This is a genomic window from Flavobacterium bomense, assembly GCF_003970355.1.
Window position 1 is genome coordinate 126389 of sequence record NZ_RYDJ01000001.1, and the last position, 17305, is coordinate 143693.

General features: G+C 37.6%; 10 protein-coding genes. 3 read left to right on the top strand and 7 right to left on the bottom strand.

Features of this window, described 5'->3' with window-relative positions; all coding sequences use genetic code 11:
* Window positions 1–85: 85 nt before the first annotated feature.
* Window positions 86–541, top strand: a complete 456-nt coding sequence (locus tag EKL98_RS00550) for a hypothetical protein (protein WP_126458139.1) — start codon at window positions 86–88, stop codon at window positions 539–541.
* Window positions 542–809: 268 nt separating this feature from the next.
* The gene (gene bioB / locus EKL98_RS00555; RefSeq protein WP_126458136.1) at window positions 810–1895 is read left to right on the top strand and encodes a biotin synthase BioB; all 1086 of its coding nucleotides are present in this window, start codon (window positions 810–812) and stop codon (window positions 1893–1895) included.
* Between the two features lie 67 nt (window positions 1896–1962).
* Here the strand turns inward: bioB and EKL98_RS00560 are convergent, their stop codons facing one another.
* Both EKL98_RS00560 and EKL98_RS00565 read right to left on the bottom strand, forming a co-directional pair.
* Window positions 1963–5862, bottom strand: coding sequence for a T9SS sorting signal type C domain-containing protein (locus EKL98_RS00560; RefSeq protein ID WP_126561278.1), 3900 nt, complete (start codon window positions 5860–5862; stop codon window positions 1963–1965).
* Between the two features lie 580 nt (window positions 5863–6442).
* Window positions 6443–9754, bottom strand: a complete 3312-nt coding sequence (locus tag EKL98_RS00565; RefSeq protein ID WP_126561279.1) for a T9SS sorting signal type C domain-containing protein — start codon at window positions 9752–9754, stop codon at window positions 6443–6445.
* 392 nt (window positions 9755–10146) lie between these two features.
* Here EKL98_RS00565 and EKL98_RS00570 point away from each other — a divergent pair, with 392 nt between their 5' ends.
* Window positions 10147–10644, top strand: coding sequence for a regulatory protein RecX (locus tag EKL98_RS00570; RefSeq protein ID WP_126458127.1), 498 nt, complete (start codon window positions 10147–10149; stop codon window positions 10642–10644).
* Window positions 10645–10942: 298 nt separating this feature from the next.
* Here the strand turns inward: EKL98_RS00570 and EKL98_RS00575 are convergent, their stop codons facing one another.
* The 5 genes from EKL98_RS00575 to EKL98_RS00595 all read right to left on the bottom strand — a co-directional run bounded on the left by EKL98_RS00575 (window position 10943) and on the right by EKL98_RS00595 (window position 17261).
* On the bottom strand, window positions 10943–12097 hold the full coding sequence (locus EKL98_RS00575; RefSeq protein WP_126561280.1) for a beta-ketoacyl synthase N-terminal-like domain-containing protein: 1155 nt from the start codon (window positions 12095–12097) through the stop codon (window positions 10943–10945).
* A 201-nt stretch (window positions 12098–12298) separates the two neighbouring features.
* Window positions 12299–13570 carry an adenosylmethionine--8-amino-7-oxononanoate transaminase gene (bioA, locus tag EKL98_RS00580; RefSeq protein ID WP_126561281.1) on the bottom strand — a complete coding sequence of 424 codons (1272 nt, stop codon included), beginning with the start codon at window positions 13568–13570 and terminating at the stop codon, window positions 12299–12301.
* Between the two features lie 57 nt (window positions 13571–13627).
* Complete coding sequence (bioD, locus tag EKL98_RS00585; protein ID WP_126561282.1) at window positions 13628–14245, bottom strand: dethiobiotin synthase; 618 nt, start codon at window positions 14243–14245, stop codon at window positions 13628–13630.
* Window positions 14246–14810: 565 nt separating this feature from the next.
* Entirely contained in the window at window positions 14811–15611 is an 801-nt protein-coding gene (locus EKL98_RS00590; RefSeq protein ID WP_126561283.1) for a TIGR00266 family protein, read from the bottom strand.
* Between the two features lie 357 nt (window positions 15612–15968).
* Entirely contained in the window at window positions 15969–17261 is a 1293-nt protein-coding gene (locus tag EKL98_RS00595; protein WP_126553033.1) for an aminopeptidase P family protein, read from the bottom strand.
* Between the last annotated feature and the right edge of the window lie 44 nt (window positions 17262–17305).

Genomic DNA, 17305 nt, shown 5'->3' on the forward strand with positions numbered 1-17305 from the left:
AAAACATTACTATTTTTTCTGTAAATTTGAAAATAGGATGCTTTTTATAAGAAATGTATCATTTTTAAATTTTAAAACTAACTGTATGAAACTACCTAAAGAATTAGTAAACGGATTCATTATTTTCATAGGAATTGGTCTTTATTTCTTAATAATGGAACTTTTAGGCCTGGCAGATATTTATTTGTTGCGTTTATTTAACGTGTTGTTTGTCTTTTACGGCGCCCATAGAACACTAAAGGCTAATTTTTCCGAAAACAAAACAATATTAGTTTCTAATGCGGTTTCAGCATTATTAACGGCGCTTACAGGAATATTTTTGAGCATTATTGGCTTAATTATTTACAGTTATTCCAAAGGTGGTGATGCTTATGTGGGATCACTATCCAAAACCTTTTTATTTGGCGGGGATCCGTCGGTGATGACGTATTCCATTTCTTTGTTTTTTGAAGGGATAGTATCCGCTGTAGTTGTCACCTTTATGCTTATGTTGTATTGGGACCCCCGCTATGCATCAGACAAACACGGAGCTGAATCATAACCTATATTTTAAATTAATCCTTCCTCTAATACCGTCGCAAAGCACAATTAGTATTGGTCTTTGCGACGGTATTATTAAATTTTAAAATCCGCTATATCAATAAACCGCTGTATCTACAATACTACGCCCAGAATTTATGGAATATAAAAACACCGGTATACATCTGCTTAATTTGGCTATTAAAATTTTCAGAACCGGCTTTTCAATGGTATTACATTGGTTCTTTAGAACAATTTAACTACTTTTGAGCCATCAAAAAATAGTATCAATGAGCATTACAAAACACAATTGGACCAAAGACGAAATTATCGCAATATATAACAAACCTATGATGGACTTGCTGTATGAAGCAGCTTCTATTCATAGAGAACACCATGATCCTAACGTGGTTCAAGTTTCTACCCTTTTATCCATAAAAACTGGCGGATGCCCTGAAGACTGCGGTTATTGTCCGCAAGCAGCGCGTTACCATACTGAAATTGAAGGCAATGATTTAATGTCAGTAAGTCAGGTAAAAGCACAAGCTTTGCGTGCAAAATCAAGCGGATCATCCCGTGTATGCATGGGCGCCGCTTGGAGAAATGTAAAAGATGGTCCTGAATTTGACCAGGTACTGGAAATGGTCCGTACCATAAACAAACTGGATATGGAAGTGTGTTGTACCCTTGGAATGATCACTGAAAACCAAGCACATCGACTGGCAGAAGCTGGTTTATATGCTTACAACCATAATTTAGACACCTCTGAAGAATATTATAAAGAAGTAATTTCGACCCGCGGATTTGAAGACCGTTTGCAAACTATAGAAAATGTTCGTAAAACAAATGTCACTGTTTGTAGCGGCGGAATAATTGGAATGGGAGAAAGTATTGAAGACCGAGCTGGAATGCTTGTCGCACTTTCTACCTTAAACCCACAACCGGAGTCAGTGCCTATAAACGCCTTGGTTGCTGTGGAAGGAACGCCAATGGAAGAAGAAAAACCAGTTGAAATATGGGAAATGATCCGAATGGTAGCCACAACCCGAATCATCATGCCAGAAACCCAAGTCCGCCTTTCTGCGGGAAGAATGAACATGAGTCGTGAAGGTCAAGCCATGTGCTTTTTTGCTGGTGCCAATTCCATTTTTGCTGGAGATAAGTTATTGACCACTCCAAATCCTGACGTAAATGAAGACATGAAAATGTTTGAAATGTTAGGTTTAAATCCACAAAAACCCTTTACAAAAGTTTCTCAGCCTCAAACCGTTGAAGCTGTAGATTCTCAATTTGCTCCCTTGGGTGAAAAACCAAAATGGTCACGACCAGGACATACCATCGAGAAGAACCTTGAAGCATCTGGCAAAGGGAAATAATCTTCGTTTTTGAATAAAGACTCAAAACCATCTTGCAGGAGCAAGATGGTTTTTTTATACTTCTATTTTAGTACACTATTTTCTTGGTAACAGCCCTCCCATTCTGCAAAACTATTTTTACCAACACAACTTGATGACCAACAAGCAAATTCAGAACTGAGAAATCATTGTTGTCGATTTCGTTTTTTTGATAAATTGTACTTCCTGCTAAATTGTATACAACAACCTGCTCTATGAATTCTTTGGTTGATTTTATTTGCAACTCTTTGTTTTTAGTCGATACAAAAACAGATTCATCTTCTTTTATAAATTCATCCGAAATTAGGGTTTTATTTGTATATCGCAAAACGAAACGATCGTCAAATATTCCCACAGCAGTAGTGAAAGCATAGCTTTTGTTTGTTATATCAACAAGATTATTATTTAATTTATCCTCAATAAAAACATTTTTATTGACTAACACTCCATCTGTCTGATCTATTTTAATGATAAAAGTTCCTGCTACTTTACTGCTAAAACCTAATTTTATTTCATCTGTCTCTTCAAACGGTAATGCACGCCCCTGAATTACTAAATTCTTATCTTGACTCCTACTATAAAAGTCTAAATATTGATTTCCTTCAAAACTCTCACCGTCAAAAGAACGGTCAAAATCATTTGTCGCTCCCGTTGCATATCCTATTAAGATTTGTTTGAAAGCACCTTCATTATTACTCAAATTTAACCAAATTCGGTCTTTTTCTATAGCCTCAGATTTTGATTTATTAATGGCACTTGATTTAAAAAAACTAGCGTTTTGACCAATCACACGCATACTGTTATTAAAAATAGCTGTCCCACCACCATTGATACTCGTCATAAAAAAAGATTGTCCTGAAGCTATTTTCCCGTCTGGCTTAGTATTATTAACGCCTGAATTAGTTGCAGCACTCGTACCAACGCCTCCCAATAAGTTATACACCGCATAATCATCTGAAGTATATACGTTCTTATTAATAGCCGTATTGTGTGTCCAGAGATAAATAGTTCCATCCATAGTTTCTTTGTTTGCAATTATAAACAAATCTGCGTTAATCGCTGAAGGATACGGATTGCCAATCAAATTTGACGTACCTGTGGCCGCAATTGGCACTGACACCAACCCATTATTGGGAACTCCCGCAAAAATAGCTTCATAATTTGCTGCACTCGTTTCTGAAAAAGTTTTCGGACCACGAATAATATATCCTTTACCAACTGACATTACGTTTGTTGAAATCTCATTAGCCCATGAATTCCTTGAAGCATCAAAGGAATAAAACTTATCCCAATGCGTATCAGGAGAAACATCAATCAGTTTTTGATTTGAAACAGGCGACGACCAATAGGTATAATCTGTGAGGAGAATGGGCGTTGTTTTTCTTTTTAATTGAATCACTCCGGAATTACTGACCTGATCTTCATATTGATACAATGCCGCATTGTTTTCTAAAATTAATGTGCCTGAACCAGAATAATCGAAAACCAATCCTAACGTATTTCCTGCCGGAATTGTAACCGTGTTCCCTGCACTAATGAAACAAGAACAGGAGTTTACTGTTGTAAATGAGGGGTGATTTCCCTGAAAAAGCAGTGTCTTTTCAGCAGATGGTATTCCATTATTCCAGGAACTCCCATTCCAAACGGAGCTATTGGAACAGAGTTTAATTCGGGCTATTCGATGTTTAGTTACACCTGAAACCGAATTGAAGTTTCCTCCAATAAGCACTTTATTATTGGGAGTAAAACAAATACTAAACAACGTATTATTCAAATTTACCGAAAATGTCGTGTCAACATCTCCCGTTGCTAGTAACCGAACCATTCGCCTCACAGCTGTCCCGTTGTATGTACCGGAGAACGTTCCGCCAATTAATAAGCGATCATCGGGCTGGACTAAAACTGCCCTAATTTCTCCATTACTAAATCCCAATCCCGTTGCAAAAGTGATATCTAAACTCCCATCACTGTTCAATCGCAACACTCTTTTTGCGGAAACGCCTTTGTATGTTGTAAATGTCCCACCAACAATCAGTTTATTATCTGATTGTAGTGCTATTGCATACACATTTTTGTCAAAACCAGTTCCTATAGAAAATCCAGGATCTATGCTTCCATCCGCATTCAGGCGAACCATCCGATTATACGAAATCCCATTAAAAAAAGAAAACTGGCCACCTAAAACAATTTTTCCATCGGGTAGCAATAAAATATTTTCTACGATAGCATCAGCTCCAGAACCGGTATTAAAACTGGAGTCTAAAGTTCCATCGGGTAATAATCGAGCGATTCTATTCTTCAAAACCCCATTGTAACTTGTGAAATTTCCACCGACAATTATTTTTCCATCAGGTTGTACCGCCAAAGCATACACCTGATTGTTAAATCCGGTTCCAATAGAGAAAACCGCATCAATGTCTCCATTTGCCAGAACCCTGGCAATCCTGTTCCTTACGACACCATTATAATATGTAAAAACACCTGCAATAACAACTTTGCCATCCGGTTGTACAATAGCGGTTTTTATAGAATTATTGGCTCCAGCACCAGAATTATTAAAAGAAACATCAATTGCTCCGTCTTCTGATAACCTTGCAATTCGGTTGCACATCGTTCCGTTGAATTTGGTGAAATTTCCAAAAACCATCGTTTTATTATCTGATAACGCATTTACTTTTAAAACAGAATTATCAAAACCAACTCCAGCAGTAAGATATCCAATGTCTAAAGCGCCAAAGGCATCAATTCGCGCCAAACGTCCTTGGTTTTGGGAATCAAAAACAGAAAACGACCCACTAACGTACCAAGAACCATCAGATGCAGTAGCTAAATCAAGAACGGATGCCGAAAACGGGCCTGCCCCAATATCAAAGGCAGGATTAATAACTCCATTTGCTTCCAGTAAAACTAATCTATTAACAGCTGTTCCATTATAAGTCCCCGTAAAAGATCCCCCAACCAAAACACCTCCAGCCGGATTTAGTTTCACAACCGCTACAACACCCCCACTAAACCCTGAGCCAGTGCTAAAAGTAGCGTCAAGCGAGCCATCACTATTCAAACGAATTATTCTACTGGCTTTAACACCATTGAAATTTAAAAAAACACCCCCTACTAAAATTTTCCCATCCGCTTGTGTCGCGAGTGCTGACACATCATCATCAAAACCGGCTCCTTGAACAAAAGTAGCGTCAACAGTCCCATTGCTATTCAATCGAATTATTCTGCCGCAAGCAGTTCCATTAAAGGAAGTAAAAGATCCTCCCAAAATTATTTTACCATCAGCTTGAATTTTGATTTCTTCAACAAGGGAGCCAGCGCCACTACCTATTGCAAAGCCTGTGTCAATATTTCCATTAGGCAAAATTCGAGCTACCCTAGGTGCGGGAACTCCGTTGTAACCGGTAAAACTGCCACAAATTACAATACTACCATCTGATTGCAAATCGCATGAATATATTATATTATTGGTAGTCCCAGCAGAAGAGTTAAAAGTTACATCTCTAGTTCCATCAGCATTTAAACGGATTAGTTTTGCAACATTTACACCGTTAAAGGTTACAAAAGAACCGCCTAAAATAATCTTCCCATCCGGTTGTATTAAGGAACAATATACTTTGCCTTCGATGCCTGAACCTAAATTGAACGAAAGATCTTTAGAACCGTCCGGCAGTAACCTACACAAATATGGAGTTGAGGCCCCATTAAAATTTAAAAAATCACCTCCAACAATTAGTCTCCCATCCGTTTGCAAAGCAACAGTTCTTATGGTTCCATCAAAACCGTCGCCTTGCAAACCGTCATCATACGTGTTGAATGCAACATCTGACTTTCCTTGTTGTGAAAAAGCTACATTAATAAAAAGGAAGAAGAAAAAAATAGTAAAGTGTCGTATTTTGATGTCTAAAATTGAATTTCCGGCGTTTGCTTGAGCTCTCCGAAAATTCATGACTGTACTAAAAGATTACGTGCCATATGGGTTGTTTTAAATTGTTGCTTTTTTTGTTGAAATTCATTTGATAAAGAAATATCAGCGATAACTTTATAAAAGTAAATACAATCTTTTGCAATCACAATACCCACATTTAGTGATATTTAAACTAAAAATAGCACACTGAATTAGGCTCTTGTTTTTTTCATATGCTTGTCGGTATTCCTCTATTTTTTTTAAAAATGGACACAGACCCCACAGCTTAGCACCGATTTTCAATATAATGATGCAATCAATTTTTGGAAATTTATGTCAAAAAAAACATTCGGTATTCATTCGGACTAGTACAACCCGTTGGGTACAATTATTAAAAACGTCAGTTCGCATATTTTTTTGTGTAGCAAAACGAAACAAAACTTCTCGATACGCTTCGCATTTGAAGTGACGTGTATCGAGAACCGTTTTTAAAATTAATTGGTAGTTTTGTCCAAAAACAAGAGCAAATCAACATACAAATAGCTTCAAAAAACTATTTAAACAAAAAAAGCCCGTTTTGTTTACACAAAATGGGCTTGGAATGTATTGTTGTATGATGCTTTTAATACACCGTTTTTGTTGTAACTGTCTCTCCATTTTGCAACACTGTTTTTACAATTAGAACTTGCTCACTTGATCCTAAATTTGGGATTACTAATTCAGTGTTATCAACATTTGTTTTTTTATAAATTTGCTTGCCCAGCACATCATAAATAAAAACTTTATCAATAGTTTCTACTGATGAGTTGATTTTTATCTGCTTGTTCTTTACAGATACTAAAACCTGCATCGCGGCAGTATCAAAATCGCCAACTCCTAATGTCCTGTCCGTATAACGCAATACAAAACGATCATTAAAGGTTCCTTTTTCAGTGCTAAAAGTATAAACTGCTTTTTTTAGATCATAAATACTATTGTTACTTTTATCTTCAAGGTAAACATTCTGAGAACTAAAAATCCCATCGACCTCATCAATACCAATTGAAAAACTACCTTGAATTACAGAACTATATCCCAATGGCACAATATCGTTTTCATCAAAAGGTAAAGCCCTTCCTTGTATGGCTAACGTTTCATCGCTAATAACACTATAGAAATCAACAAACTCGTTTCCGTTATAACTTAGTCCGTCAAAAGAAGAATCATACTCATTAGTAGCACCATCCAGATACCCAACCAGTATTTGCTTGAAAGCACCTTCCGTATTGGTAAGGTTTAGCCAAACCCGATGTCTCTCTACTGTATTTGTCTTTTTTGCAGCATTTTTAACTTTAAAAAACTGCGAATTATCCAATATTGCTTCGTTCAAACCTACTCGCATAGAATTATCAAATACAATACTATTTTTTGTTGGAGCAAGTCTGCTACTGGTAAAAAAGGCTTGGCCTGCCGCTATATTACCACTTGGTTTATCACTAACGTTTTGTGATGTTGCACTCCCTGGATTAGTCGCAACCCCTCCCGTGAGATTATAGGTAGCATAATCATTTGATGAATACGCGAACACTCCCGTTCCGGGATTAAAGACAGCTGTTCCTATTGGAGTCATGTGAGTCCAAAAATAAAGCGTCCCATCTAGCACATCACTATTATTATTTATAAACGTATTTGCATTTAATGCTGATGGATACGGATTTCCCAAAAGATACGATCGGTCTGCAATAATTCCGGGAAGCTCTATTTTACCATTGTTTGGTTTTCCTACAAAAGGTGCCTCATAAAATAATGGAGGTGGTGTCGTACCATAATTTGGCCCTCTGATAATATAACCCGTTCCTATTGCCATAACATTCATTGAATCCTCATGATTCCAATTGTCAACAACTGCATCAAATGAATAAAAGTAATCCGAAGGTGTTTTAGGGGAGACATCATACAATTTTTGCCCTGCTACAGGTGAGGACCAATACGTATAATCCGTCTCCCGAGTTATGTTGTTGTTTCGAATATAGGTAATGATTCCTGTATTTACCGCATCATTATTGACTTGTACCAGACTCGAATTGTTTTCGAATGTCAGACTGGTACCCAGAGCTGTATTTACTTTTACGGCATTCGTTATTTTCAAAGCATGGTTTGTTTTGACCAATACCTTAACTCCAGCGTTTACAGTGCAATCGCAGCCTTCTAGGTTTCCAATGGAGGTATAATTACCTGAAAAAACGATGCTTTGTTCAATAGTTGGCGGACCATTTGTCCAAGTCCCATTGAATGAAGCTACCAATGGCAATGGCTTGATTACAACATTAGAGCTCACTGAGGACGTACACGTTCCATTTGAAACTGCAAATGTATAGGTTGTTCCTGCTACCAAACCTCCAACAGTTGTAATTTCTCCCGTTCCCGTTAACCCTGTCAAGCCTGCTGTATTTGGAGTTGCAATAATGGTTCGAGATCCAGTTGCTGGCAAACCGCTTAATGAAACACTTCCAGTTGCTAGTGCACAAGTAGGTTGCGTTATGGCTCCCACAACAGGTATCCCAAGTGCTGAAAATGTGGATGAAAACCGCACACGTGACTGCCCTAAATTTTCATAATATTCGAGCACAAAATTAGTAGTCCCGCTAAGGTAAACCGTAGAGGTTGTTTCTTGGTACGAATGATCGCTCCAGTTATTTATAACATACGTTAGACCTCCGTCTAAACTTAAACGATACCCATCATCACCACCTACTGTAAATGTATAGCATCCTGCCGGTAAGTTTCTATTCATTTTAAATCGTACCGCAAAATTATCAGTATAACTACCACATACATTAGGCCCTGAAAGCGCTCCGTCAACTAAATTTAAATCAAAATTCTCCGTTTGCGTAACATACCCCCTATAGGTAGTTGTAAAAGCATTACTAGGCGGACTTCCATTTGTGTTAGCATACACATAACCTAACCAGGAATTATTACCATAAGATATTTGATCTCCTGCAGGTGTACTTACCGTAAAACTACTAAGACTCGTCCCCGTCCCACCAGAAGTAGTTACAGTTATAAATCCAGTTGTGGCTGTAGCTGGTAATTGAGCCGTTATTTGTGTATTGCTATTTACTGTAAATGATGCCGGAATCCCATTAAAATTTACTGCCGTTGTTCCTGTAAAATTTCTTCCTGTAATAATTACTGAAACTCCAGATGCAGCGCAAGCATTGCTTGGTGTAAAACTAGTTATGATAGGGTTTGGTGTCCATGTATAGGTTAAACCATTAAGCGGCAGTTCTCCTGAACCACTACCTGTTCTACAACTAGCGGTATTATTAACCCCTACAGTAGATGTAGGCCAGTTATTAGTTACTAATCTATTATTAAAATCAGTATTATTTAATCCACGTAATCCAACTTGAGCAGTCAGACTACCTGCGTAAGTTGTAGCACAACCACCATAAATTACTTGAATTGTATTTGATGATTCATTCAATCTAATCTGAAAATTGAAGTCACCATTTCTAGCCGTTCTACCCTCATATCGACGCACGTTGGTCCATTGCAATACAAAAACTCTATTGGGTGCACTTCCTATTGAACTATAAACTATCGGAGAATTAGCACTAAACAGATCCATTCCCAAAGCACTAATTGCACCCTCAAAACCAGTATTTGAAGATATAGGAGTATAACTTGTAGCGGAAGAAAGTGTGGTGCCGAAGGTGATATACCCATTAGAGTTAACAGAACACGTAGTATAATTAATTCCATTAAAATTGAATGAGAATCCAATTTCGATGGTATTCGCGCTTACAAAATCGTCCCAAGGACTAATCAACACACCATTTAAAGCTGCATAGGTACCACTAGCTTGCGAAAAAGAGTAATTTACTACTTGACCATAACCTAAACCAAAACTAAAAAAGAATGCAATTAATAAAAGTAATTTTTTATTCATGTTATGATATTTATTTAAGCATCTTACAGCTAAATCTCTAATTCTTTTAAATACAAAAAATAAGTAAAATCAACTATTCTGGTAATATCGTTCCGTATTTTAAATAAAACCTAATTTAATCGACCAAGCGCAAAATATTCTGTTGAAATACATGTTTTAACTATTAAAAATCTTCTACCATTTCTCTTAAAAAATCATTCACACCATCTTAACTGGCTTTATAACAGTCGCTTTGTTTCAAACCCTAAGCCTTTTTCCTAGCTAAAACAACAAAAAATAAATTCCTGTTTCCCGTCCTGCGACACTTTAAATTTAATATCTTATTTTTGAAACCCACAATGAGAATGCTTGAACCTATTTAAACCATAAAGAACAAGCGCAAAAACAAAAAAATGAATCCCATATATACCCTAAAAACAGCCATTCCTAAAATTGAACACTACTGTGCTTATCAGGAACGCTGTCACGAAGAAGTAATACAAAAGCTGTGGAGCATGAAAATGGACTCTGATGAAATCGATACGATTGTAGTGCATCTGATCAGTAGTAATTTCCTGAATGAAAGTCGTTTTGCCTGCAGTTTCGCCAGAGGAAAACACCGCATCAAGTTTTGGGGCAAAATCAGAATTATCAATGAATTAAAATTCCGAAAAATCACACAATACAATATCAATCTGGCACTCAAAGAAATTACGCATGAGGAATATACCGCAACCTTTGACGGCATTTCCCAAAAACAATGGGAGGCCATTCGGGAAGCAAACCGGTTGAAAAAACGAAAAAAATTTTGTGATTATTTGCTCCGAAAAGGCTACGAAAGTAATTTAGTCTACGAAAAAGCAAAAGAACTGGAAAGTTGGAACACGGATGACACGGATAAAACCGATTAACGCTGATTTTTTTTGTTTGCAAAAGAAAAAGCTACTCCAAAACAATTCATTTTAGCCCAAGATTCAGTTCTAAGTCACATTGAAAAAAAACCAAAACCGACAATGGAATTATTTGATTTCATTCAAATGGTATTCCACACAAAAATAAAAATCCGCTTAAATCTGCGGTATCTGCGTGCCATTAAACCTTGACCTTTATAAACAGATCGTACCAATTAACACTGATTACCAAAATTTGTGAAATTAGAGTAATTCGTAGCTACTTTTTTAAAAAGAACACCTCTTATAAATGGCATCCTTATACACTCAAAAGAACACTTACCGCGTTTCCTCCAAAACCAACGGCATTAATCAATACTTTCTTAATCGGTTTTGTTTGTGCTTGCGCTTTTGCAAAAGGGACTCCGATAAAACGATTGTGTTGCAGCATCAAAATAGCGAATTCCATACTCAAAATCCCTGATGCACCAAAGGTGTGACCAATTTTCCATTTATTGGTAGTGAGCAAAGGCAGGCTTTCACCAAAAACTTTCTGTATCGCTTTATATTCGGTCAAATCCCCTTTTACAGTTCCCGGAGCATGCATGACAATCACATCCACTTTGGACAAATCAGTATTTTGAAGTGCCATCTTCATGGATTTCTGGAAACAGGTCGCTTCTGCCGAAATAGAAATACTATGTTCCAGAATTTCTGTAGCGTATCCAATTCCTTCGATGTAGGCCAAGGCGTTTTCTTTTTCCCCAATTTCGAGACAACACACCCCAGCACCTTCACCCAGAATCATGGTGTTTTGCTTTTTTTCTAAATCAAGAGCCCGATTGGGATATTCTTCTGCGCGACTCGAATAAATTTTCAAGGCGCGCATTTGGGCAATCGTAAAATCAGTTAAAGGCGCTTCAGTTCCACCTACTAAAAACTTATCTGCCATTCCCGATTTTAGCCACGCCACTCCGTTTAACACGGCATGCAACGCAGTAGAACACGTAATAGAATGTGAAATTTCAGGGCCAGAACTTTGCAAATCATGTGCCACCCAAGAGGAAATATTGCCCAAAGTGGTCGTTGGAGAAGCCAATGTTTGTGCTTTTCCTGTTTTTAAATACTCCTGATAATGCTTTTCGAATAAATCCGTGGCACCGCGAGATGAACCAATATTGATTCCAAAAACGTCATTTGAATTCCAGCCTGCATTTTGCATCGCTTGCCGCGAAGCCGCCATAGCGTACAAAACGGATTGGTCCAAGGATTTATATTTGTTATCTGACTGTTGCAACTTGCGAATTATTTCAGTAGAATCAGCATCAATTTTGGCTACAAATGTGTTTTTTTGGTCTAAAAAATGTTCGGAAAAACAATGATTTTTATCGAGATATTTTTTCCAAATTTCCTCAGGTGCATTTCCTAATGGAGAAAGGGAAGCTATGGCAGTTATGGAGATTGTTGTTGACAAGTTATTTTATTTTTCGCAAAGGTCGCAAAGTTATTTACATTCTGCGTTCAATCTGCGGAAAAATAGCACACCAATGACGCGGATCTGAACCGATAAAAACGGATTTTTTTTAATCAGTGAAAATCCGTTTAATCTGTGGCCAAAAAATAGCACACGGATCTGAACCGATAAAAACGGATTTTCTAATCTGCAGCCAAAAAACTAGACTATTTCTAACGCTTTTTCGACCACTTCATACACTTTTTGTAATTGCTCATCGGTAATAACATAAGGCGGTAAGATATAAACGATATTACCAACAGGACGCAGAATCACTCCGTTTTCGATAAAAAAATCATAGAGTTTGTTCCGTAAACTTCCGTAATAACTGGCAGCACTTTCGGTTTTTATTTCTAAAGCAAAAATAACGCCCAGCACTCGGGTTGCAGTAACTTTTGGATGATTTTTGATGCGCTCCTGAAAGTTCAGATGCCTTTGATTGACCCGAATTAAATTCGCCTGCATTTCATTCGTTTGCAGCAATTCCAAACTGGCCAAAGCCGCTGCACAACCGGTAGGATTTGCTGTAAATGTATGCCCATGAAACAACGCTTTATTAATATCATCATCATAAAAAGCATCAAATAAATCCTGCGTAAAAGTCGTAATCGCCATCGGAATTGTTCCTCCGGTCAACGCTTTAGACAAACACATCATATCTGGTTTTTCTAATAAATAATCCGTTGCAAACGTTTTTCCGGTTTTCCCAAAGCCGGTCATCACTTCATCTGCAATAGTCAGTACATTATTCTGCTGACAAATTCGCATTAATTTATCTAACGATTCTGGTTCGTACATCACCATTCCTGCAGCTCCCTGAACCAATGGCTCAAAAATAAAACCCGCACAATTATTGTTTTTTATTACATGACGTAAAGCGTTGTAACTTTGCTCTTCCTGCCCTTTAACAGGAACCGGAATCCGAATCACTTCAATCAAAGAATCCTTAAATGCTTCCACAAAAAACGATATTCCACTTGCGGCCATAGCACCAAAAGTGTCTCCGTGAAACGCATTTTCAAAAGCAATTATCACCGTTCTCTTTTCTCCTTTATTGAAAAAATATTGTAGGGCAACTTTAATCGCAATTTCAACAGCCGTAGAACCATTATCGGAAAAGAATATTTTTTGTTGGTTTTTAGGTAAAATTTCCATTAGCTTCTCTGCCACCAAAACAGCTGGTTCGTGAGTGAATCCGCCAAATAATACGTGCTCTAATGTGGTGAGTTGTTTGTAAATCGCATCGGCTATAAATGTATTGGAATGTCCGTACGGATTGACCCACCAAGAGGCAATCGCATCAATATATTCTTTATTGTTTTCGTCCCAAAGCAAAGCGCCTTTCCCTTTTTTGATGGCAATTGGCAACCCTGCCGTTTTGTGTTGGGTATACGGATGCCATAGATATTGGCGGTCTCTTTCTGTTAAAGTCATTTTAAATAATATATTCCACAAAGATACACAGAGAAAGCAAAAAGTTTCACAAAGATTTTATAAACTCAATAGCTGCTCCCGAAATAAAGCTGCATATTCCTGGATGACATTTTGATCAAAATATGGTTCTTGTGCTATACGTCCAATGCATTTTACAATCGTTTTACTCAGAATTATTTCTTCAGTAGCCTTATTTTCATCGCCCGAAAAAATAATTCCGGCGATTTTAATTTTTCGGTTTTGCAAAGCTTCAATGGTCAATAACGTATGATTGATACTTCCCAGATAATGTCGGGAAACCACAATCACTTTGTAATCGGGCTGAATCAAATCTACAACACAATCCTTAGCGTTTAACGGCACAAAAACACCGCCTGCACCTTCAATAACCAAGTGGTTTTCTGTTTGAGGTTCCCTAATTTTCTTTAAATCAATAACAACTCCATCTCGTTCTGCAGCAAAATGAGGACTTGCAGGCGTTTTTAAGGCATAACCGTTGGGATGAATTACCGTCATTTTATTGGACAAAAACGATTTAATCTTATGACTATCTGAGTTGTCTAAATCCCCCGCTTGAATGGGTTTCCAATAATCAGCTTCTAAAGCTTCTGTTACAATGGCTGACGCGATGGTTTTACCTACATCAGTACCAATTCCTGTGATGAATAGTTTCATAAATTTAGCCTGCGGACAATTCTGATTTTACAGATTATCTCTAATTTTATTTGTTATGTTTTTTATTGTTTGTATGTATAATACGTTTCAATTCTGGATTTTCCCCAAAGCACATTACCAATCCAAGATCAATCTCAGAAGTTTTTGAACATTTCATTCTTTGTATGTAATTCAAGCATTCCGTTTCGGAGTGTAAAACCCCTCATCGTTTTGTTCTCTAGAAAACCATGAGGCAAAATAATAGCGGTTCCTTTCCTGATATCGCAATAGGAGATGATGGTGTTTTTTAAAGAGAATTTGTTTCCCTTTTTTGGGTTTGTTTCGAACGACTGTAAAATTAGGACTTTAATTTTTTTTTAAACAGATGTGTCATATTATTTTTTAGAATTCTTGTATGGATTAGACTAAAAAATGTCAATAAAAATTAAAAAAAATATTTGAGCAGAATTAGTAAACAAAAAGTGTTTTTGTTTTGTCATTTCGACGAAGGAGAAATCACATTCTTGACTTTTATAATGAGACCCCTCCTTTGTCGGAATGACAATTGGACAAAATACTTTGTAAACTAAAATCGTTTATCACCATTGAGTAAACTGCCTAAACCGCCCAATAAACTGCCTTCGTCGCGACTGTTTCCGCCAGCTCTGGGAGCAGATGCGATGATTCTGTCGGCGAGTCGACTGAAAGGCAACGATTGCACGTAAACTGTTCCCGGACCGCGAAGCGTGGCGTAAAATAATCCTTCGCCACCAAAAATAGAATTCTTGATCCCGCCAATAAACTCAATATCGTAATCCACATCTTTGGTAAAACCTACGATGCAACCGGTATCGACTTTTAGGATTTCGCCTGTTGCTAATTCTTTTTTGGCTAATGTTCCGCCGGTATGCACAAACGCCAGACCGTCACCTTCTAATTTTTGCATGATAAAACCTTCGCCACCAAACAATCCGCGACCGAGTTTTTTAGAGAATTCGATTCCAACAGAAACACCTTTAGCGGCGCAGAGAAAGGCATCTTTCTGGCAAATGAATTTGCCGTCAAATTGCGTTAAGTCAATTGGGATTATTTTTCCGGGATACGGTGAGGCAAAGGAAACTTTGCTTTTGATAGTATTTTGATTGATGAACGCGGTCATAAAAAGACTTTCGCCGGTCAATACTCTTTTTCCGGCACTTAAAAGTTTGCCGAACAATCCGTTTTCTTGTCCGGAACCGTCTCCAAAAATAGTTTCCATTTGGATATTATTGTCCATCATCATAAAACTTCCGGCTTCGGCAATTACAATTTCCTGTGGGTCTAATTCTACTTCCACATATTGCATTTCCTCGCCGTAAATGTGGTAGTCTATTTCGTGTGCTTGCATGATTTCTGTACTTTAAGTTTTTGTTTAAAAGATTTTTACCATTAAGAAATTAAGTTTCATTTAGAATCAGAGCTTAATTTTTCTTAATTACTTAATGGTTTAAAATATTTTTTGTTTTTAAATAGGTCGGTAAGATGATTAAAAAGTTACAGCTTTACCATGGATTTTGGAATTGTAGATTTTCTCGTTGAAGTGCGCAAGGGATTACTTCACCGTACATTTATTTTTATAGGAGTTCAGTGAATTTCATTTGCAGCGAATAGCCCGACGCAGCCGGAGTTTACGGAGGCTGGGTAGCGCCCAAAAAAAATCGGTTCACATTGCTGTAAACCGATTTCCTTATACGTTTTTGAGGAATTAACTGTTCATTAATTCTTCAATTTCGTCTACTTCAATTGGGATGTTGCGCATCATGTTGAATGGTTCGCCGCTTTCCTGAACGATAATGTTATCCTCCAGACGGATTCCGAAACCTTCGGCAGGAATGTAGATTCCAGGCTCTACGGTAAAAACCATATTCGCTTGCATGGGTTCGGTGAGGATTCCATAATCGTGCGTGTCCAACCCCATGTGGTGTGATGTTCCGTGCATGAAATATTTTTTGTAAGCGGGCCATTCCGGTTTTTCGTTTTGCACATCGGCTGTGTCAATAAGACCCAAACCTAGCAATTCTGAAGTCATTAATTTCCCAACTTCGATATGGTATTGTTTCCAAAGTGTACCTGTTGTCAGCATTTTAGTCGCTTCATTTTTTACGCGTAAAACGGCATTATACACTTCTTTTTGTCTTTTGGTATACGTTCCTGAAACCGGAATGGTACGCGTCATGTCACTGGAATAATTGGCATATTCAGCCGCAACATCCAGCAAAATCAAATCACCAGCTTTGCATTGTTGATTGTTCTCTATGTAATGCAATACATTAGCATTATTTCCGGAAGCAATAATTGGCGTATAGGCAAAACCTCTGGAACGGTTGCGAATGAATTCGTGAATTAGCTCGGCTTCAATTTCGTATTCGGTTACATTTGGTTTCACGAAAGGCAATATTCTTCTAAAACCGAGTTCCGTAATAGTACATGCTTTTTGGATTAAATCCAATTCTTCGGTTTCTTTTACAGAACGAAGGCGTTGCAATATTGGGTTACTTTTTGCAACAGCATGTGCCGGATATTTGTCTTTCCACCATTTTACAAAACGGGCTTCACGAGTTTCGGTTTCTACAGTAGCGCGGTAATGCTCGTTGGTATTGATGTAAATCGTGTCAGCGTGCGTCATCATCTCAAATAAGACTTTTTCAAATTCCTGCAACCAATACACAGTTCTGATTCCTGTTACTTCAAAAGCACGCTCTTTAGTCAGTTTTTCGCCTTCCCAAATCGCAATGTGCTCACTGGTTTCTTTCAAGAATACCATTTCTCTTTGGTGCTCGTAAGGCGCATCCGGGAAAAGCAATAAAATACTTTCTTCCTGATCTACTCCGCTCAGATAAAAGATGTCGCGGTGTTGTGCAAATGGCAACGTACTATCTGCCGAAACGGGATAAATATCATTAGAATTAAAAATAGCAACGCTTTTTGGCTTCATCTGAGCCATGAACTTTGCTCTGTTTTTTATAAATAAATCACTGTCAATTTGATGGTATTTCATGTGTTGATTTTTATTGTTTTTTATGGATCATGTGTAGTTCACAG

Coding starts and splice junctions, on each gene's coding strand:
- EKL98_RS00570 (WP_126458127.1), top strand. CDS start 10,147: ATGAATCCCATATATACCCTAAAAACAGCCATTCCTAAAATTGAACAC.
- EKL98_RS00550 (WP_126458139.1), top strand. CDS start 86: ATGAAACTACCTAAAGAATTAGTAAACGGATTCATTATTTTCATAGGA.
- EKL98_RS00565 (WP_126561279.1), bottom strand. CDS start 9,754: ATGAATAAAAAATTACTTTTATTAATTGCATTCTTTTTTAGTTTTGGT.
- bioD (WP_126561282.1), bottom strand. CDS start 14,245: ATGAAACTATTCATCACAGGAATTGGTACTGATGTAGGTAAAACCATC.
- bioB (WP_126458136.1), top strand. CDS start 810: ATGAGCATTACAAAACACAATTGGACCAAAGACGAAATTATCGCAATA.
- EKL98_RS00590 (WP_126561283.1), bottom strand. CDS start 15,611: ATGCAAGCACACGAAATAGACTACCACATTTACGGCGAGGAAATGCAA.
- EKL98_RS00595 (WP_126553033.1), bottom strand. CDS start 17,261: ATGAAATACCATCAAATTGACAGTGATTTATTTATAAAAAACAGAGCA.
- bioA (WP_126561281.1), bottom strand. CDS start 13,570: ATGACTTTAACAGAAAGAGACCGCCAATATCTATGGCATCCGTATACC.
- EKL98_RS00560 (WP_126561278.1), bottom strand. CDS start 5,862: ATGAATTTTCGGAGAGCTCAAGCAAACGCCGGAAATTCAATTTTAGAC.